Below are 19,232 nucleotides of genomic sequence, written 5' to 3' on the forward strand. Positions count from 1 at the left end.
CTGTGAATATGCAAGAGCAGATGCTCACCTCTAAAGACGAAACGAAGAGAAAGCCGCACTGGAGTAGTAAATCTTCAGCAATCAGGATTTACCACTGGATGGGTGCAAGACCATGCTGCACCAAATAAGCATTGGTTTGCGAGAAATGATGCAAGCCGAAGAAAGCCCCACCGTGATTTAATGCCATAGGAGACGGATGCGCAGCGGTGAGCACGAGATGACGTTGCGTGTCGATGTTCTTCGCCTTCTCCTGAGCTTTGCGCCCCCAAAGGAGGAAGACCACATGATCTCGACCACGATTCACCCTATCGATGACAGCATCGGTGAATTGTTCCCAGCCTTTGCCAAAGTGCGAACCTGGTTTGCCTTCGCGCACGGTGAGGGTGCTGTTGAGCAAAAGCACTCCCTGCTCTGCCCAATGACGCAAACTACCATCTGTAGCGATAGGTTGTTGCAGATCATCCGCCACTTCCTTAAAGATATTGCGCAACGAAGGCGGGATTCTCACTCCTGATGCCACCGAAAAACAGAGTCCCTCTGCCTGTCCTGCCCCATGATAGGGGTCTTGTCCGATGATGACCACCTTTACTTGATCAAAAGGACAAAGATCGAAGGCAGCAAAGATTTGCCCTCCAGGAGGATAGCAAGTCGTTTGCGCATATTCTTGGCGCACAAATTCAGTGAGCTGCGCGAAATAAGGGGCTGTAAATTCGTCCGCTAAGGCGTTGCGCCAAGAAGGCTCTATTTTGATCATGCCCATAATGTTAAAGGTTGGAGATTCCTTGCCTACTTTCTCCATGATATATGGTAAAAAGAAGGTGGACTCCGCAACAAACCTGAGCTTGTGCGGAGTCTTTAATTCAGTTGCTCGATGAGATTACTCAAGATAGGTGTAACCATACAAGCCAGCGCGGTAGGTGGAGATAAATTCCTTGCCTTCTTCGACAGAAATCTTACCCTCGTTCACCGCACGTGTCACCCAAGATTCCAGGCGGCGCACCAAGCGTTTGGGATCGTATTGCACATATTCCAGCACATCAGCCACCGTTTCGCCATCAATCGTTTTGTCAATGGTGTAGCCATCGGCATTGACCGAAATGTGCACTGCATTGGTGTCACCGAAGAGATTGTGCATATTACCCAAAATCTCTTGATAAGCACCCACCAAGAAGACACCTATATAATACTTTTCGCCCTGCTTAAAGCGATGGAGCGGAATGTAGTTGGTCTGCTGGTTGTAGTTGACATAGGTGGAAATCTTACCATCACTGTCGCAAGAAATGTCTTGCAAAGAAGCACTCACCGTGGGACGCTCTTCGAGTCGATGAATGGGCATGATGGGGAAGAGTTGGTCGAGTGCCCAGTGGTCGGGAAGAGATTGGAAGAGTGAGAAGTTGCAGAAATATTTTTCCGACATCATCTTATCCAACTTGCGCAATTCGTCGGGAGCGTGCTTTTGGTGGTGCACCAACTCTGCCACTTCCGAACAGATGCTCCAATAGAGGCTTTCGATTTGCGCACGTGTGCGGAGATCCAAGAGTCCGTGACGGAATAATCCAAGTGCTTCTTCGCGAATATCTTCAGCATCATGCCAGTCTTCGAGCATGGATCGCGTGGAGAGCTTGTCCCAAATCTCGGTGAGATCGTGCACCAACTTGTGATCATGCTCTGAAGGATGGAAATCCTCTGCCATGTGCGGTACTTCGGTGGTTTCGAGCACCTCCAAAATCAGCACAGAGTGGTGAGCTGTCAAAGAACGACCACCTTCGGTGATGATATTAGGATGTGGCACCTCGTTTTCGTTGGCAGCTTCGCGGAGAATGTAAACAATGTCGTTGACATATTCCTGCACGGAATAATTCACCGAACTCTCAGAGTTGGACGAGCGTGTACCATCATAGTCCACACCAAGACCACCGCCGCAGTCCACGAAGTCGATGTTGAAGCCCATCTTGCGGAGTTGCACATAATATTGTGCCATCTCGCGAAGCGCAGTACTGATCAAGCGGATTTTAGGAATCTGACTACCGATGTGGAAGTGGATGAGTTGCAAGCAATCTTTCAATCCCTTCTCTTCCAAACGGGTCAATGCCGTGAGCAATTCGGCACTATTCAAGCCAAACTTTGAAGCATCACCACCAGAACTTTCCCACTTACCCGTAGAGCGGCTAGCGAGTTTGATGCGAATACCCAAATTGGGGCGTACGCCCATGCGCTCTGCCACTTGTGCGATGATTTCCAGCTCGTGGAGCTTTTCAATCACCAAGAACACACGCTTACCCATCTTCTGAGCGAGCAACGCCAGTTCGATGAAGTTTTGGTCTTTGTGACCATTGCACACAATCACGGAGTCCGAGTCCATGTTAGTGGCAAGCACCGCATGAAGTTCGGGCTTCGATCCGCACTCCAATCCGAGATTGTATTTTTTACCGTGGGAGATAATTTCCTCTACCACGGGACGCATCTGGTTCACCTTGATGGGATAGACGATGAAATGCTCACCTTTATAGTCATATTCCTTCTCAGCTTGTTCAAAACAAGCGGCGGTCTTCTCGATGCGATTGTCCAAGATATCGGGAAAACGCAAGAGCACAGGAGCTGTGATGTCGCGCTCCGTGAGATCATTCACGATGTCGCAGAGATCAATCTCCACATTATCTTTGCGCGGACGCACAAAAGCGTGACCTTTCTCGTTGATACCGAAATAGTTCACGCCCCATCCTTTGATGTTATACAGTTCTTCGGAGTCTTCAATACGCCATTTTCTCATCGTCTGTCAGTAGTGTTATAGGGGGGAAGTGGGGTTCTTATATAAAATAGGTAGCAGAGCTGCAGCAAATGCCCGTGAGCTAAGCTGAGAGATTGAGTTGTTGGACAATCATCTCCACCACATCTGAGATTTTCTCATACGAGTCGAGAATATCGACATTCACCGTGTGGTGCGCCTTTTGATAATAGGGGCTGCGTTCTTGGAGTTGCTGTCGCACGAAGTGGTCGGTCTCTTCCGGAGTCAAGCCCTGGAGCAGGGGGCGCGTGCCTTTGCTCACCTTCAGATGCGCAAGAATGGTTTCTGGTTGCGCTTCGAGGTAGATGGTTTGCGCCACTTCGTTCATGAATTCCATGTTGTCGAAGCGTGTGGGAGTACCCCCACCGCAAGCGAGCACGATGTTTTCAAACTCAGCCACCTCACGGAGCATGCGACGCTCCAAGTCACGGAAACGTTCTTCGCCTTCTTCGGCAAAGATGACTGGAATCTTCTTGTGGAATCGTTCCTCGATATACCAGTCCAAATCGTAAAATCCGCAGTTTAGTCGTTTAGCGAGTTGTCGGCCTACGGTGGTTTTACCCACGCACATATAGCCTACGAGCACGATACACTTCATTTGCAGCTACTTTTAGAGGAGGGATACACCTCATTTATTCTTCTGTCTTCGCTTTGGTGCTGCGAGCTTTTGTTGCCTTCTTGGTGGTCGAAGTTGTCTTCTTTGCCTTTGTCGCAGACTTTGTGGTCTTTGACGCAGTCTTACTTGTAGTCTTGGCAGTCTTCGACGACGTTTTCGCCGCCTTCTTAGGTGCTTTTTCGCCTTCGGCTTCGATCATCTTCATGCACTCTTCGAGCGTGAGTGAAGCCGCCTCAGCATGGCGATCTTTGGGAATGCGATAGTTATTGCCTTTATATTTGATATAAGGGCCATAACGTCCGTTGAGCACCTCCAATTCGGGTTCTTCGTCAAAGGAGCGAAGATGGTTGCTCGCATCTTTCGCACGCTTTTCTTCGATCAGTTCGATTGCGCGTTCCAGTGTCACCGACATTGGGTCTTCACCCTTGGGAATCGAGGTGTACTTCTTCGCATGCAGCACATAAGGACCGAAGCGACCTGCGCCAATCGTCACCGTAGTGCCTTCAAATTCTCCCACAGTGCGAGGGAGTTTGAACAATTCGAGTGCTTCTTCCAGAGTGATGGTGGTGATGCTTTGTCCTGTTTTTAGACTTGCAAACTTGGGAGTTTCTTCATCGCCTTCTCCACCACCAATTTGCACCATCGGACCGAAACGACCGATTTTCACACTCACTGAGCGTCCACTCTCAGGCTCTGTGCCGAGATGTCGTTCACCCACGCGAGTTTCGGTGCGTTCTGCCATCACACGATCCACTTGCGGATTGAAAGTTTCGCAGAATGAGCGGATGATATTCGTCCATTCTTCTTCCCCTTCTGCCACGCGGTCGAAGTCGTGTTCCACCTTTGCGGTGAAATTATAGTCCATAAATTCGGGGAAGTGGCTGAGCAAAAAGTCATTCACCACAATACCCGTGTCGGTAGGCACGAGTTTTCCGCGATTGCTGCCGAAGTTTTCGGTGCGCGTCTCTGTGGAGATGTCATTTCCCTCCAAAGTTGCCACAGCGAAGGAGCGAGGTTTTCCTTCGCTTTCTCCCTTCGCCACATATTCGCGCTTTTGAATCGTAGAGATGGTAGGCGCATACGTAGACGGACGTCCGATGCCCAATTCTTCCAACTTGTGCACCAAAGAGGCTTCACTGTAACGTGCAGGAGCTTGCGTGAAACGTTCTTGTGCAGTGATCGTCTGACGCACGAGCAGTTGACCCTCGGTCATGGGAGGAAGCAAACCGCTTTCTTCCGAATCGCCTTCCGATTCTTCCACACTCTCACGATAAAGGCGCAAAAAACCGTCGAATTTCACGACTTCGCCAGTAGCGGCAAACTGATATTCAGAGCCACTTACGCTGATCAGCGCAGTGGTCTTCTCCAACTGTGCATCTGCCATCTGGCTCGCAAGCGTGCGTTTCCAAATCAAGTTGTAGAGTCGGCGTTCCTGTGGCGTACCCGAAATGTCTTCTCTCGACATATCTGTGGGACGAATTGCTTCGTGTGCCTCTTGCGCCCCCTTTGATTTGGTGTGGTAGTTGCGACGTTTGTGATAGTTGGCTCCCATGCGCTCTGCAATCACAGGCTCAGCCGTGTCGAGACAGAGCGTAGAGAGATTCATCGAGTCGGTACGCATATAGGTGATCAATCCCGACTCATAAAGTTTTTGTGCGATGCGCATGGTCGAAGCCACGGCGTAGCCAAATTTGCGGGCTGCTTCTTGTTGCAACGTAGAGGTCGTAAACGGAGGCGCAGGGGTGCGCTTCGTGGGTTTGGTGGTGAGACTCTCGATGCGGAAATCTGCTGTTTTGCAGTTTTCCAAGAAAGCATTCACCTCTTCTATCGTAGCAAAGCGATGGTTCAATTCTGCTTTCAGTGCCACCGTCTGTCCGTTTTCGCCTGGCACACCAAAGAAGGCGGTCACGCGGAAAGCACTTTCAGCTTGGAAAGCCTCAATTTCGCGCTCGCGCTCCACGATGAGCCGCACCGTGACGCTCTGCACACGTCCTGCGGAGAGGTTGCGACGCACCTTTCTCCACAACACGGGAGAGAGGCGGAAGCCAAGCACACGGTCAAGCACGCGACGTGCTTGCTGCGCATCCACGAGATTCAAATCGATGGTGCGCGGATGTGCAATAGCATCGAGGATGGCTGGCTTGGTGATTTCGTGAAAAACGATGCGTCGTGCCGTAGCAGGATCCAATTTCAAGACTTCCGCAAGGTGCCATGAGATGGCTTCTCCCTCGCGGTCCTCATCGGATGCCAACCACACCGTCTCCGCCTTCTTGGCAGCTGCACGAAGTTCGCTCACCACCTTTTGTTTGTCGGCAGGAATTTCGTAGTGCGGCTGGAAGGTGTCGGGGTCCACTCCGTCGTTTTTCTTATCTAGGTCGCGGATATGCCCAAAACTAGACATCACTTTGAAGTCTTCACCCAGGAAGCGTTCGATAGTTTTGGCCTTAGCCGGGCTCTCCACAATGACTAAATTCTTTTGCATAGCATTTTTATTTGCTGCAAAATTACGCCACATAGTGAGATATTACAAGAAAAAAGTGTTTTTTTTGCCCCTTTACTCATCTTTTATATAGAGAAGCGCTATTTCCGCACGCCAAATCCCTCCTTTCTCCCCCCATTTTGAGTGAAAAAATACAGCACGCGTCTTGCGTTTCAAAACTGAAAATCGCAGAAGACACGTGCTGTTTTGCACTCGATTGAAAAAGGAAATTTCAGAAACGACCGTGCAAGCTCGGAGAATATATCAACTGAATTTTGCTTTGCTCCGAGGAGAGGTCATTGTTTAGCGAAAAGCCACGGCATAGGGTTCAATGCCAACCACCGAACGATTGAGCAAATCACCTTTGGGGGTGTAGGTGTAGAGATAACCTGGTGAAGTGTATTTAACTTTGGCATCGAGCGAACCGCGAGAGGTCACAAGCACGCGACCTGTGCGAGGATGCACATTGATGGCGATGGGATCGAGAGGCAAATTCTTCTGTGCAAACTTTTCCACGAGCACCTTACCCGTACGCGTTTCGAGCACATCCCACTGCACATCCACTTCGCCGGTTTTCCAGTCGGTAGTGCTATTGATCACATAGAGGGAGTGACGATGTGCCGCAGCCAAATTACCCTTGGCAAAGACGCTCACCTTCTCTTCGTTGTCCACCTTCCACACCTTAGCAGGAATCTGAGCATAATCGCCCATGCACACCACAAAGAGATTGCCGTCTTCGTCCATCGTCATCTGAGTGGGATTCACGCCCTCCCAAGTGATGGTGGTTTGGATGCGACCATTTTCGAGAGTGGCAGGCTCTGTGGCTTGGAGTCTCACTTCACCCACCTTGCGGAAGCGCGCCAAGTCAATTTTGTCAAGACGCTTGCCATTTTTTGCACCATTTTTCAGGTTGTAACCATCGCTGATGCTCACATAGAGCACGCCTTTGCGCACCATCAAATCCACAGGGTTAGGACCTACTTCTACTTGTTGTTTGGCTTGCAAATCGAGGGTGTCGATTTTCGTCACACGACCCGTATTGTTCGCCACATAGACGTGGCCTCCATGAGCTGCAAGTCCCTGAGGTTGAGGGGTGCTGATGGTACGAATCAGCTTGTGCGTTTTCGCATCTATCACTTGTACAGCGTTTGATCCATGCAAAGTCACATAGAGTTTTGAACCATAGACCACACCGTCTTGTGGACCGGCGCCCAACGAACGACCATTGACCGTGCTGAACACGCTATTGCTCAGCACATTGGTTTCCCAGTCGAAGAACGAATAACTGCCATCAATCTTGGCATATTGGTTACCTTGGTTGAGAATGAACACACCTTCGCCCAATGCCGTCGCAGGGGAGGGAGTAAATTCGGGAGTTTCGTTGTCCGAACACGCTGCGAAACTCAGGGCAGCCACAAAAAGGGCAGCATAGAATTTGAATTGTTTCATTAAAACTTTGTTTGTGAGAATAATATGCAATAAGTCTTTGTTTGGTTTTCAGGGAACACTCTTTCCCTTTCCTACTCATCGGTAGAGAACAGAATGGACTAAAACGTCCAGGTGTTGCGCCACATCACGCTACACCCGGGAAGGGGGTAACCACGCACTAGTTCGTAGTGGGTATTGGTGAGATTGTTGATCACCCATTGGATGTGCCATCTACATGCCCCCAACCGAAAAGTACGCCCAACTGCAGTGTGTAGTGTGGTATAAGGAGCCAAGCGCGCTGATTTCCAATGGTTGGCAGTGGCATGGCGAGCAGAAGAAAAGTCGCTAGTGAGCGAAAAATCGCACCAAGGATTACTCCAGACAAGAGCTAGATGCGCGGTCAACTCGGGGATATAGGGCAACTGCAGCCCATAAGTAGCTGCCCCACGTTGGCTTTCGTCGGTGACGCGCTGGAAAGAGGCATTGCCCGACAGCTCTAGGGTATGGCGCGAAGCGCATTTCGCCCAGATATGCCCCGAAAGGTCCACTCCAACAGCACGCACACGGTCTAGATTGGTGGTGCGCCAAACGGTTTGGTTGGCAGGAATGCCCAAGATACGATCCAACACTCGATTGTGATAGACATCGACACTGCCTTGCCAGACAAAGGTAGACGAAGTGGGACGACTTTCAACCGACAAACCTACAGAAAACTGCTGTGTAAGCTCGGGACGCAAGTTAGCATTGCCATAGTGGTGGTAGTAGTTTTCGGTAAAACTCGGCATGCGGAAGAGGGTTTGTGCCACACCACGCAGTGTGCCGCGTGTGGAAGACGACTGCCAGAGTTGCTGGGCAACTGCGAGGCTCCACGTCCACGAATGCGCATCGGTGGCAACAGCTGTGGACTCCCACGGCAGCAAGGGGGAAGCGTTCTCCATGCGCCCTTGCACAGTGTGTAAGAAGTCGTGACGCAAGCCGCGCAAGGTGAACATCGTGGTGCGACGCACATAACGAAGCGAGAGACTCTGCTGCAACGCGGTGCGTGCCACGCAATCGAAGCGTGCCATATTGCTGCGCAAGGTGGTGTGGGTGGCATCGACGGCATAAGCCACCTGCCACGAGGGGGAAAGATCATAGCGTGCCCCAAGTGTGCTCCAGAGTTCGTGCTCACGATAATGCTCTTCGCGCACTGCATCGGGGTATTCCTCGCCGTGGTCGACATATTGCAGTCGATGCGCAGCATATTGCCCTGCCCACTGCCACGCCCAACGCTCACCATGAGCGGCATGCGAGGCTTGAAGTGCCGAGCGCTCAGTGCGCCAATCTTCGCCTTCGGGGGTGGTGTAGAGCGTCACTGCTCCGGGAAGTCTTTGCACGTGGTGCTGATGATGCCATCGCAGTTGGGTGCTGTGCTGTGGGGTTTGCCAGAGCCAATGTGCGCTCCCCTGCCATCGAGTCCATGGACTGCGAGGACGGCGCCCATATTCATAGCCTTCACCATTAGTGATGCGATAGGGGAAATCATTGTCGGCACGAGCATAACTGCCATGCGCTTCGAGAGCATGGGCTCCGATGCGATGATGTGTAGCGCCATCGACAGCGATTTGTCCAAAACTGCCCCACTCCACTCCTAGACGCGGCGAGGAGGTGGCAGAACGGAGGGCGAGATGCGCGGTGCCAAGGGTGCGCACACTCGTGAGCAAAGCGGGAGCATCGGCTATCGTCCATTGCAGTTGCGACATATCGTTCAATCGAAACCGCCCCACATCGACAGCTCCAGTGGTGAAGTCGGTGACAGGAAATCCATCGAGGGTAACCACGGTGTGTGCTGCCCCAAGTCCGCGGGCAGCCAAACTGACGAGTGCCCCCGCCCCACCATAGTCGCGCAGTTGCACACCGGGCAAACTCCGCAAGGCTTCGGAGAGTTGGGTAGCGCCTTGTCGCTGCCAGTCACGATGATCCATCCCCCATTGCTGGTGGGTCGCCATCTGTTGCGATGGGCTAACCGCAGTCGTCACTTCCACCGGAGATAGTTGCCGGAGAGTATCTCTCCCTTCGAGCGGAGAGGAGGGGGACAACAGAGAAAGTAGACTTAGAAGGATGGACAACATGGGCGCAAAGTTACAAATTATGGACAGGCTTCTTGCATGAGCCTTCATAATTATAGTGATAGAAAACCAACGAAAATGATGTAAATCGACAAAAAACCGACAAAAAAACTTTGCATCCACCGCTTTTTGTAATACCTACCTATCAAATAAGTACACAAAACTACATTTTATCGCCCATGGCACAACCTCCACATTCGATTTATCCCCCAATCGCACCAGCTTTTCTGAGAGAAAAGCCTCAGGCATTGAGGAAGTTTTTCATACATCATGGCAAAATCATTCACACATTAGAGCATTCACTCAGACTTTCGGAAGTTTCTCCCACATTGGGGCATACTCTGTCGATGGTCGTTTCCTGAGAAATCTCCACTTACAGTTTCAGAACCCTGCGTTTTTTATTTTCTCTCATTTTACTTCGTTTTGCCCTGCTGTGGCTTTCAGGCTAGTTTTTCCTACGATGACACATGGATGCTCAACAGATGTTGACCACCCTGCTTCCCCTCGCGCGACGCGCGCGCCTTCCCTGGGATTTTGCTGTTTTTGCTTTCACTACTCAAGCCCCCCTTATGGAAGTTTCTCTCACTACTGGTACAGAAGAATAGGTGCCTCCTTCCTCTGCCACTGAAAGTTCGTCGGTCCCCCACTACATTGCAATAATTTCTGTCGTCACTTCCCTTCATTTCGATATCGTTTTTCTGCCGTCGCTATCGTCATTACAGAGCCACTTTTCCCAGAGTTAAACAGTTCTGCAGGACTTGTCAACACAGCACATTGACCTAGGCGAATTTTGCAACAAGAAATAAGCCATAAGGTACTTTTTGCACACATTTTATTTTGAGCAACTATCACTGACAATCAATAGATTAGATTTCATTCCCTAAAGTAATCTTTCAAAGTATCAAAAAAAAGAGAGAAATAGAGGATAAAAGTGCAGAGAAATTAGTAACTTTGCTTGCTACTATAAGACTATCACAACGAAATGCATACAATCTGTCCCACATATCACGTTCCTGTGCTGCTCCATCCCACTGTAGATGGCCTCAACATGCGTCCTGATGGCGTGTACATCGACGCCACTTTTGGTGGTGGTGGACATAGTCGCGAGATCCTTGCTCGTCTGGGTGAAAATGGTCGTCTCTTTAGTTTTGACCAAGACGCAGACGCAGTGGCAAATGTGCCAGAACACGAAGAACGTCTGACCTTTGTAGCAAGTAACTTCCGCTTCCTCTCACGATGGATGAGATTTTATGACCAAGTGGGCAAAGTGGATGGGGTGTTGGCTGACCTCGGTGTGTCGAGCCACCACTTCGACGCGGAAGAACGCGGCTTTTCGTTCAGATTTGATGCTCCCCTCGACATGCGCATGAACGTGCGCGGTGGCAACACTGCAGCCCAGGTGCTCAACACTGCCACAGAAGAGCAACTGGCAAAGGTGTTTCAGATTTATGGAGAACTGAAAAATGGTCGTCGACTGGCAGCGGCGGTAGTGAAACAGCGCGGAGAACGCGCCTTCAGCACTATCAATGATTTGCTGCAAGTGGTGCAACCGCTCATGCCTCGCGATCGTGAGAAGAAAGACTTGGCAAAGGTGTTTCAAGCTCTGCGCATCGAAGTGAACCACGAAATGGACGCGCTGGAAGAGATGTTGCAAGCGGCACTCCGCGTGCTGCGCCCTGGCGGACGTCTTTCGGTGCTGACCTATCATAGTCTAGAAGACCGCATGGTGAAAAACTTCATGCGTTCGGGTAACATTGCGGGCAAGGTGGAACAAGATTTTTATGGAAACCGCCTTTCGCCTCTGCGCCCCGTAAACAACAAGGTGATTATCCCCTCTGAAGAGGAGCAACTGGCTAACCCACGTAGCCGAAGTGCAAAACTCCGCATCGCTGAAAAACTATAAGACCCTCCCTTTCTTCTTCACCCACAAAGATTTGGAGTTTTGACCCTCGACAAAAATCCTATGAAAGAAGTTGATTTCGACATCATCGTTCCCGAAGACGAACCTCAAGTGGCACCCCTAGAGGCGGAAACCACTGAAGACAATGCTGAAACTGCCCTAGAAGAAGCACCAGCAGAAGAAGATTCGTCAAAACAATCTGGGAAAGACACAAAAAAAGGACACTCCAACGAGGAGTGCCCTGAAGAAGTGCGCGCACAAAGTTGGCGCCAGTGGATTATTGATGATGATGTGAAGTTTGACAAACAGGTGCTGAAAGATTTGGTGCAAGGCATTTCGTTCCTCTCCTTCCTGCGACGCAACTGGTTTTTTGTGGTGATAATCATGATTTTCTTCATCGCCTATGTGAGTTTGGGATATCACCATCGCAACTTAATGATTGAGAACGACAAACTCAACAAGGAACTACTAGACCGCCGCTATAAAGCCTTGACCCGCTCGAGTGAACTGCGCGAACGCACACTGGGTTCTAAGATTGAAAGCCAACTGCAAGACTCCACAATCCAGGCTTCCACGGATGCTCCCTTTGAGTTGCCCGTTACTGATGATGAATAAACTGTGTGAACGGATGTTGCCTATCCCCGTTCTCATTGAAGTCCCGCGTTTCTCGCCACTACTTCTCCCTCCCCCCAACCGATTTATAGCTCGCACAGAGTCTTATGCCTACAAAAATCCCCCAAAATATAATCAAATTGGCCTTTCAGCGCTATTGTGTTGTCTTGGCTTTGTTTGTCGTCGCTAGTCTCATCATACTGGGGAAGACGGCATACATCATGTTCGTGCAACATGACTATTGGATGGCTGTGAGCACGAAGTTTGAAAGCCGTTTCAAACCCCTGGCAGCGACACGCGGCAACATTCTTTCGGCAGATGGACAAGTGCTGGCGACTTCTTTGCCCGAATATCGTCTTTATCTCGACCCTATGTCGTGGGAACCTGACTCGGCACGACGCGTGAAAGACCAAATCATTCGCGACTCTATCCTCACCACCAAGATGGACAGCATGCTCACAGGCATGAAACGCATCATCCCTGACCTGGATATTGAAAAAACACGCGCTGCCATCCTCAAAGGACGCGCAAAACAGAGTCACAATATCTCACTCTATCCCAAACGAGTGACGTATATCCAACTGACGGAACTGAAGAAAGTGCCGCTGCTCAATCTTCCCATTGGACAGAGCGGATTTACCACAGAGGAATTCCGCCGCCGCAAAAATCCTTATGGCCGTTTGGCAATTCGCACGATTGGTAATCTGCGCAGCGAAAACGACGAAGCGCTCAATGGTCTGGAGTTAGCTTTTGACTCCGTGTTGAGCGGAAAACCCGGCGTATACCATCGCCAAAAAGTGGCGAACAGATACATCAATCTCGTGGACACCCCTGCCGTGGATGGCTGCGATGTAGTGACGACTATCGATGTGGGCATGCAGGACTTGACCGAAAAGGTGCTGGGCAACCAGTTGCGCGCTATCGGTGCTCGAGCAGGTATGTGTATTCTCATGGAGGTGCAAACCGGTAACGTGAAAGCAATTTCTTCCCTCTCACGTCTTGAAAATGGAAACTACGCCGAAATTGATCCGCGCGCAGTGACAAATATGATGGAACCAGGGTCGGTGTTCAAACCAATGTCATTTATGGTGGCAATGGACGATGGTAAAATCAACATGAACACCACCTGCAACACAGGAAACGGTATTCGCGAGATGCACGGACGCAAGATGCGCGACTCCGACTGGCGAAAAGGTGGAAATGGTGTGCTCACCGTGCCAGAAATCATCAAGAAATCGTCAAATGTGGGGGTGAGTACGCTCATTGACAACGCTTATGCGAGCAATCCCGACCAATTTGTATCTGGACTACAGCGCATCGGTATTATGGAGGATCTTCACATCCCTATCCCAGGCTACAAAAAACCTCGCATTCGCTATCGTAGAGACAACCCCGATCGCTGGTATGGCACCACCTTGCCTTGGATGAGCATCGGATATGAAACACAAATTCCGCCCATCTCTACCCTCACGTTCTATAATGGTGTAGCGAATGGCGGAAAACTTGTCGCCCCCCGCTTCGTGACAGAGGTGCGTCGTGGCGATGAAGTGGTACAAAAATATCCCACTGTGGTGTTGCGCGAACGAATGTGCAAGCCAGATGTGCTACGCAATATCCAAATCTGTCTAGAAGGTGTGGTGGGCAAGAACACGGGTACGGGTAAACTGGCTTACTCTAAGTACTTTGCCGTAGCCGGTAAGACGGGTACGGCACAGATCTGGAGCAAAGGCGGCTTTGCCTCCAACTACCTCGTGAGCTTCGCAGGATATTTCCCTGCCGATCGCCCACAATATTCGATGATTGTCTGCATCGAGAAGGGTGCCCCAGCGTATGGGGGTATCCACTGCTGCCCAGTGTTTAAAAAGGTGGCAGAAGGTGTGATGGCAAAAAATCGAAAAACGGACTACAAAGCTGCGATTGACACTACAGCCCTTCGCACTGTTCCCCCGATGATGCAAAATGGTAATTTGGTGATGCTCAGTCAAGTGCTTAACGAACTGCGAGTGCCTCACCGCAACAACTATCGCACGTCAGAAGGTCTCGCATGGGGTGCGCCAACTCACCAAGGCACTATCACGCTCAACAATGAAACGACGTCCAAAGGACTGCCTTCTGTCATCGGATATGGCTTGCGCGATGCCGTTTATCGCCTAGAACGTATGGGCGTGAGGGTGAAAGTCACCGGCATGGGACGTGTGGTGGCACAAAGTCTCCCAGCAGGGACTCCCATCAAACCAGGAATGGTGGTGAAAATTGCGCTCTCGATGGAGCACAAAATCCCTGAAGACTGGAAAGAATCGGAGGAAATGTCTGCTTCCGTGGAGAGTGCAACCTCCGCGTCTGAGCAACCTTCTCCTCCCAATGAAGAAGTGACTCCACAAAAGAAGTCCACGACACCGACTGTTGTCTCCTCTGAGAAAAAGACGGAGAAAAGAGCTGAAAAGATGGACACTTCTACAGAAAAGAAGAAAGAAGCCTCTGCTACTAACAAGGAGCCAGCTTCCAACAAAAAAGACGCTTCCAAAAAGTCGCAGTCTTCAACCGACAAGAAAGAATCCTCATCATCTGATAAGGGAGATAAAGCAAAGAAAAAGGAGGATTCCTCCAAAAAGAAGGAAGATTCTCCCAAGAAAAAAGACTCCTCGTCTGAGAAAAAGGGAGAGGTTAAGTCGAAGTCCTCTACAAAAACGGAAGAGTCGAAGAAAAAGGAGAAACCGAAAAAGGACGACAAGACGACCAAGAAGGAAGAAAAGTCTTCCAAAAAGCAGGAAACTCCCAAGAAAAAAGACACTTCCTCCAAGGACAAAAAGGAGACAGCTGCGGTAAAGAAAGAAAGCACTCCCAAGAAGAAAGAGGATGTGCCGAAAAAGAAGGACAACTCTTCCAAATCTAAGGCTACTGCTACTGGAAAGAAGAACGACACTTCTAAGAAATCCAATAAAAAACAAGCATAACGTGCTCACGCACGAAACCCCAATATAGAACTCAGCATCCATGATTCTAAAAGAAATTCTTAGCCATGTGGAGATGCTCGACAGCCATGGCGACTTAAACTGCGACATCAGCGGCATCGACATTGACTCTCGTCAAGTCTCAGAAAATCATCTCTTTGTTGCCGTCAAGGGCACACAAACAGATGGTCACGCTTTCATCGAAAAAGCTGTGGCACAAGGTGCACGCGCTGTGGTGGTGTGCGAAGATTTCCCCACAAATATGCCCGAAAATGTGACCTTTGTTCGTGTTGCCAACACCGAACAAGTGGTGGGCGTCCTCGCAACTACTTTCTATGGCGACCCCACAGGAAGATTCGTCAATGATTCCTCCACTTCTGCATCCGATGTGGCGCAAAACGTAGCAACTGCAGAGGGAGAGACGACTCAAAAAGCACCTTTGAAACTCGTGGGAGTTACGGGCACCAATGGTAAAACGACCATCGCCACGGTGCTCTATCAACTCTTCCGCGGACTTGGTTACAAAGTTGGACTTGTGTCTACCGTGTGCAACTACATCGACGACCGAGCTGTGGAAGCCACTCACACCACTCCCGACCCAATCTCACTCAACAAGCTCCTTGCCGACATGGTGGAAGCTGGGTGCGAATACGCTTTCATGGAATGTTCTTCCCACTCCATCCACCAACATCGCATTGAAGGACTGAAATTTGTGGGAGGTATTTTCACCAATCTCACTCGCGACCACTTGGATTATCACAAAACCTTTGAGAACTATCGCGATGCGAAAAAGATGTTCTTCGATGGTTTGGACAAATCTGCCTTCGCCATCACCAATCTCGACGATCGCAATGGCGCAGTGATGGTACAAAACTGCAAAGCTCAAGTGCGCACTTATAGCACACGCAGCATGGCAGACTACAAAGGTCGTATTGTGGAGGAAAGCATCGAAGGCATGCTGCTCGACATCAACGGCAGCGAAGTGAGCGTACCTTTTGTGGGGCGTTTCAACGTGAGCAACCTCCTCGGGGTCTATGGTGCTGCCGTGATGTTGGGAGAAGATTCAGCCGAAGTACTTCGCGTACTCTCCACCCTTCGCCCTGTCAATGGTCGTTTTGAAGCCATCCGCTCCCCAAAAGGTTGCAGCGCCGTAATCGACTACGCTCACACGCCCGATGCTCTTGAGAATGTTCTCACCGCTATTCAAGAGATTGTGAACGGCAAAGGACAAATCATCACTGTCTGTGGTGCTGGTGGCAACCGCGACAAGGGCAAACGTCCGCTCATGGCGCAAGAAGCTGCAAAACGCTCCGATCGCGTCATCATCACCTCCGACAACCCTCGTTTTGAACGTCCAGAAGACATCATTGCCGACATGCTTGCAGGTTTAGATGAAGCCGCACGTGCCAAGACACTTGCCATCACCGACCGCCGCGAAGCCATCCGCACTGCTGCAGCTTTGGCACAAGCAGGCGATGTCATCCTCGTGGCAGGTAAGGGACACGAACCTTATCAAGAAATCGAAGGTGTGAAGCACCATTTCGACGACCACGAAGAAGTGCGTTCCGCCTTTGGCATCGCCTAAACACCCACTTTCCATCACCCCTTACCCTAACGTGCATCCCATCTCCCGATGCACCTCAATTTATAGTATAGGACAATGCTCTACTATCTCTTTCGTTTTCTCGGACAATTTGGCATCCCAGGTGCTTCCATCTGGGGATACATCTCCTTCCGCGCCTTGTTGGCACTGATGCTCGGCCTCATCATCTCCATGTGGTTTGGCGAGCGATTCATCCGCTATATGCGCCGCCGCAACATCGGCGAGACCGCACGTGATGCCAGCATCGACCCCTTTGGTGAAAAGAAAGTTGGTGTTCCTTCCATGGGAGGTATCATCATCATTGTCGCCATCCTCGTGCCCACTCTCCTCCTCGGACGACTGCGCAACATCTACACCATCCTCATGATTGTCACCACTCTGTGGTTTGGACTTCTCGGTTTCTTAGATGACTACATCAAAATTTTCAAGAAAAATAAAGACGGCTTGGCAGGAAAGTGGAAAATCTTAGGACAAGTCGTCATGGGGCTAGTGGTGGGTCTCACCCTCTACCTCAGTCCCGATGCAGTGATTCGCGAAAATGTGGAGCGCGGCCGCGTGGGCGACAAAGTGGAAATTGTGCACAAGAGCGAAGCCGTGAAGAGCACCAAGACCACCATCCCCTTCTTCAAGAACAACTATCTCGACTATGCCGACATCGTCGGTTTTGTTGGAGAACACAAACAAGCCGCTGGCTGGATTGTCTTCGTATTGATGGTGATTCTCGTCACCACCGCAGTGTCCAATGGTGCTAACCTCAACGACGGAATGGACGGAATGACGGCAGGAAATAGCGCCTTCATCTGTATTGCGCTCGGCATATTAGCCTATGTGTCGAGCCACATCGAATACGCCTCCTATCTCAACATCATGTTTGTGCCTGGCTCCCAAGAGTTAGTGGTCTTCATCTGCGCCATGGTGGGAGCCCTCATCGGATTTTTGTGGTACAATGCCTATCCAGCGCAGGTGTTTATGGGCGACACAGGCTCGCTCACCATCGGAGGTATCATAGCTGTCTTTGCCATCATCATCCACAAAGAACTCCTCATTCCCATCCTCTGTGGCATCTTCTTCATCGAAAGTCTGAGTGTCATCGTCCAGACTCAGGTGTTCAAGTTCTTCAAGCGCAAGGGCAAACGCGTCCGTGTGTTCAAGAGCACTCCCATCCACGACACCTTCCGACGTCTCGACAGCCAGCTCGACCCCACTTCCCAATACATCTTCCGCAACTGGCCCCGTGGTGCTTGGCATGAATCGAAAATCACCGTGCGTTTCTGGATTACCACCATCCTCCTAGCCGCACTCACCATCATCACCCTCAAGATTCGATAACTCTCTCCCTGCAAACCCCTTCAAACTATGAAACTTGCTGTCCTCGGTGCCGCCGAAAGTGGTGTTGGTGCCGCCATCCTCGCCCAACAAAAGGGGTATGATGTCTTTGTCTCCGACATGGGCACCATTCGTCCACACTACAAAGAGATGCTCGATGCCCACCACCTCGCGTGGGAAGAAGGCAAACACACGCCCGAACACCTCCTCGATGCCGATGAGGTGGTGAAGAGCCCCGGCATCCCCGACGATGCCCCTATGGTAGTGGCACTGCGAGAGAAGAATATCCCCATCCTCTCCGAACTCGAGTTTGCCGCGCGCTACACCAATGCCAAGATGCTCTGCATCACTGGTTCAAATGGCAAAACCACCACAACGTCACTCATCTATTATATCCTCGAATCAGCAGGTTTCAACGTAGGATTGGCAGGCAACATCGGACGTTCGCTCGCACTCCAGGTGGCAGAAATCGAAGAGAAGGGCGATCGCGACTGGTATGTATTGGAAATCTCTTCTTTCCAACTCGACAATATGTACGACTTCCGTGCCAACATTGCCGTGTTGCTCAACATCACCCCCGACCACCTCGACCGCTACAACTTTGAAATGATGCGCTACGTTCGCTCTAAAATGCGCATCACCCAAAACCAAACTGCCGACGACTGCTTCATCTATTGGGCAGACGATGAATATATCCCTAGCCAGCTTGCAGCGCACAACCACGGACAACGTATGTTACCCTTTGCCGATCACAAACACGAAGGCATCGTGGGCTACGGACAGGGCGAAAGCGGCAACGACTCTTACGGATTTGCCGAAGGTGCGCAACTCAAGATTGAACAACCTCGTCCCTTTGAAATCGCCCTCTCACAACTCTCCTTACCAGGCAAGCACAATCTCCGCAACTGCCTCTCGGCTGCTCTTGCTGCCCTCGCTGCTGGTGTGGATGAAACCACCCTCACACGCTGCTTGAGCGACTTCTCGGGCGTGCCACATCGCCTAGAACGCGTGGGCACCTTCCAGGGAGTGCACTATATCAACGACTCCAAAGCCACCAATGTCGATGCTTGCTTCGTAGCACTCGACGCACAAACCACCCCTGTAGTACTCATCGTGGGCGGACTCGACAAGGGCAACGACTACTCCACCCTTTTCCCCCTCATCACCAGCAAGTGCCGCGCGCTCGTCTTCCTAGGAGCCAACAATGCTCCCTTGCACGAAGTCTTCGACACCCTCTGTGCGGAACACAGCATCGCCATTGCCGACACCGGATCCATGAAAGACTGTGTGGCAGCCTGCGCCAAGTTGGCTCAAGAGGGTGACACCGTGCTCCTCTCACCCTGTTGCGCTTCCTTCGATCTCTTCAAAAATATGGGAGATCGCGGCGATCAATTCAAAAACCTCGTACGTCAACGCTAAACTCC

The 19,232-nt window shown here is 50.8% G+C and carries 12 protein-coding genes; 6 read left to right on the forward strand and 6 right to left on the reverse strand.

Features of this window, described 5'->3' with window-relative positions:
- Positions 1-88 precede the first annotated feature (88 nt).
- From ung to BQ2633_RS05840, 6 genes are all read right to left on the reverse strand, one after another.
- Positions 89-754 carry a uracil-DNA glycosylase gene (ung, locus tag BQ2633_RS05815; RefSeq protein WP_075567248.1) on the reverse strand — a complete coding sequence of 222 codons (666 nt, stop codon included), beginning with the start codon at positions 752-754 and terminating at the stop codon, positions 89-91.
- Between the two features lie 123 nt (positions 755-877).
- Positions 878-2,770, reverse strand: a complete 1,893-nt coding sequence (speA, locus tag BQ2633_RS05820) for a biosynthetic arginine decarboxylase (RefSeq protein WP_075565704.1) — start codon at positions 2,768-2,770, stop codon at positions 878-880.
- Between the two features lie 79 nt (positions 2,771-2,849).
- The gene (locus tag BQ2633_RS05825) at positions 2,850-3,383 is read right to left on the reverse strand and encodes a shikimate kinase (protein WP_075565706.1); all 534 of its coding nucleotides are present in this window, start codon (positions 3,381-3,383) and stop codon (positions 2,850-2,852) included.
- A 34-nt stretch (positions 3,384-3,417) separates the two neighbouring features.
- A complete protein-coding gene (gene topA / locus BQ2633_RS05830) occupies positions 3,418-5,883 on the reverse strand; it encodes a type I DNA topoisomerase (RefSeq protein WP_075567249.1) in 2,466 nt (821 codons plus the stop codon).
- Between the two features lie 300 nt (positions 5,884-6,183).
- Positions 6,184-7,329 carry a YncE family protein gene (locus BQ2633_RS05835; RefSeq protein ID WP_075565708.1) on the reverse strand — a complete coding sequence of 382 codons (1,146 nt, stop codon included), beginning with the start codon at positions 7,327-7,329 and terminating at the stop codon, positions 6,184-6,186.
- A gap of 98 nt (positions 7,330-7,427) precedes the next feature.
- The gene (locus BQ2633_RS05840) at positions 7,428-9,419 is read right to left on the reverse strand and encodes a TonB-dependent receptor domain-containing protein (protein ID WP_176720096.1); all 1,992 of its coding nucleotides are present in this window, start codon (positions 9,417-9,419) and stop codon (positions 7,428-7,430) included.
- 979 nt (positions 9,420-10,398) lie between these two features.
- On the opposite strand from BQ2633_RS05840, the gene rsmH reads away from it, so the two are divergent.
- From rsmH to murD, 6 genes are all read left to right on the forward strand, one after another.
- Entirely contained in the window at positions 10,399-11,319 is a 921-nt protein-coding gene (gene rsmH, locus BQ2633_RS05845; RefSeq protein ID WP_075565712.1) for a 16S rRNA (cytosine(1402)-N(4))-methyltransferase RsmH, read from the forward strand.
- A 60-nt stretch (positions 11,320-11,379) separates the two neighbouring features.
- Positions 11,380-11,931, forward strand: coding sequence for an FtsL-like putative cell division protein (locus BQ2633_RS05850; RefSeq protein ID WP_083233970.1), 552 nt, complete (start codon positions 11,380-11,382; stop codon positions 11,929-11,931).
- 104 nt (positions 11,932-12,035) lie between these two features.
- Positions 12,036-14,882, forward strand: coding sequence for a penicillin-binding transpeptidase domain-containing protein (locus tag BQ2633_RS05855; RefSeq protein ID WP_075565714.1), 2,847 nt, complete (start codon positions 12,036-12,038; stop codon positions 14,880-14,882).
- Between the two features lie 40 nt (positions 14,883-14,922).
- Complete coding sequence (locus tag BQ2633_RS05860; RefSeq protein WP_075565716.1) at positions 14,923-16,464, forward strand: UDP-N-acetylmuramoyl-L-alanyl-D-glutamate--2,6-diaminopimelate ligase; 1,542 nt, start codon at positions 14,923-14,925, stop codon at positions 16,462-16,464.
- Positions 16,465-16,539: 75 nt separating this feature from the next.
- Positions 16,540-17,811 carry a phospho-N-acetylmuramoyl-pentapeptide-transferase gene (locus BQ2633_RS05865; RefSeq protein WP_075565718.1) on the forward strand — a complete coding sequence of 424 codons (1,272 nt, stop codon included), beginning with the start codon at positions 16,540-16,542 and terminating at the stop codon, positions 17,809-17,811.
- Between the two features lie 27 nt (positions 17,812-17,838).
- Positions 17,839-19,227 carry a UDP-N-acetylmuramoyl-L-alanine--D-glutamate ligase gene (murD, locus tag BQ2633_RS05870; protein ID WP_075565720.1) on the forward strand — a complete coding sequence of 463 codons (1,389 nt, stop codon included), beginning with the start codon at positions 17,839-17,841 and terminating at the stop codon, positions 19,225-19,227.
- The last annotated feature ends 5 nt before the right edge of the window (positions 19,228-19,232 follow it).

This window comes from Ihuprevotella massiliensis (assembly GCA_900095835.1).
Lineage (GTDB): Bacteria > Bacteroidota > Bacteroidia > Bacteroidales > Bacteroidaceae > Alloprevotella > Alloprevotella massiliensis.

What these genes read in the sequence shown, in the direction of transcription:
- topA (WP_075567249.1), bottom strand. Translation starts at nt 5,883, where the DNA reads ATGCAAAAGAATTTAGTCATTGTGGAGAGCCCGGCTAAGGCCAAAACT.
- BQ2633_RS05860 (WP_075565716.1), top strand. Translation starts at nt 14,923, where the DNA reads ATGATTCTAAAAGAAATTCTTAGCCATGTGGAGATGCTCGACAGCCAT.
- BQ2633_RS05825 (WP_075565706.1), bottom strand. Translation starts at nt 3,383, where the DNA reads ATGAAGTGTATCGTGCTCGTAGGCTATATGTGCGTGGGTAAAACCACC.
- BQ2633_RS05840 (WP_176720096.1), bottom strand. Translation starts at nt 9,419, where the DNA reads ATGTTGTCCATCCTTCTAAGTCTACTTTCTCTGTTGTCCCCCTCCTCT.
- BQ2633_RS05850 (WP_083233970.1), top strand. Translation starts at nt 11,380, where the DNA reads ATGAAAGAAGTTGATTTCGACATCATCGTTCCCGAAGACGAACCTCAA.
- BQ2633_RS05835 (WP_075565708.1), bottom strand. Translation starts at nt 7,329, where the DNA reads ATGAAACAATTCAAATTCTATGCTGCCCTTTTTGTGGCTGCCCTGAGT.
- ung (WP_075567248.1), bottom strand. Translation starts at nt 754, where the DNA reads ATGATCAAAATAGAGCCTTCTTGGCGCAACGCCTTAGCGGACGAATTT.
- murD (WP_075565720.1), top strand. Translation starts at nt 17,839, where the DNA reads ATGAAACTTGCTGTCCTCGGTGCCGCCGAAAGTGGTGTTGGTGCCGCC.
- BQ2633_RS05855 (WP_075565714.1), top strand. Translation starts at nt 12,036, where the DNA reads ATGCCTACAAAAATCCCCCAAAATATAATCAAATTGGCCTTTCAGCGC.
- speA (WP_075565704.1), bottom strand. Translation starts at nt 2,770, where the DNA reads ATGAGAAAATGGCGTATTGAAGACTCCGAAGAACTGTATAACATCAAA.
- BQ2633_RS05865 (WP_075565718.1), top strand. Translation starts at nt 16,540, where the DNA reads ATGCTCTACTATCTCTTTCGTTTTCTCGGACAATTTGGCATCCCAGGT.
- rsmH (WP_075565712.1), top strand. Translation starts at nt 10,399, where the DNA reads ATGCATACAATCTGTCCCACATATCACGTTCCTGTGCTGCTCCATCCC.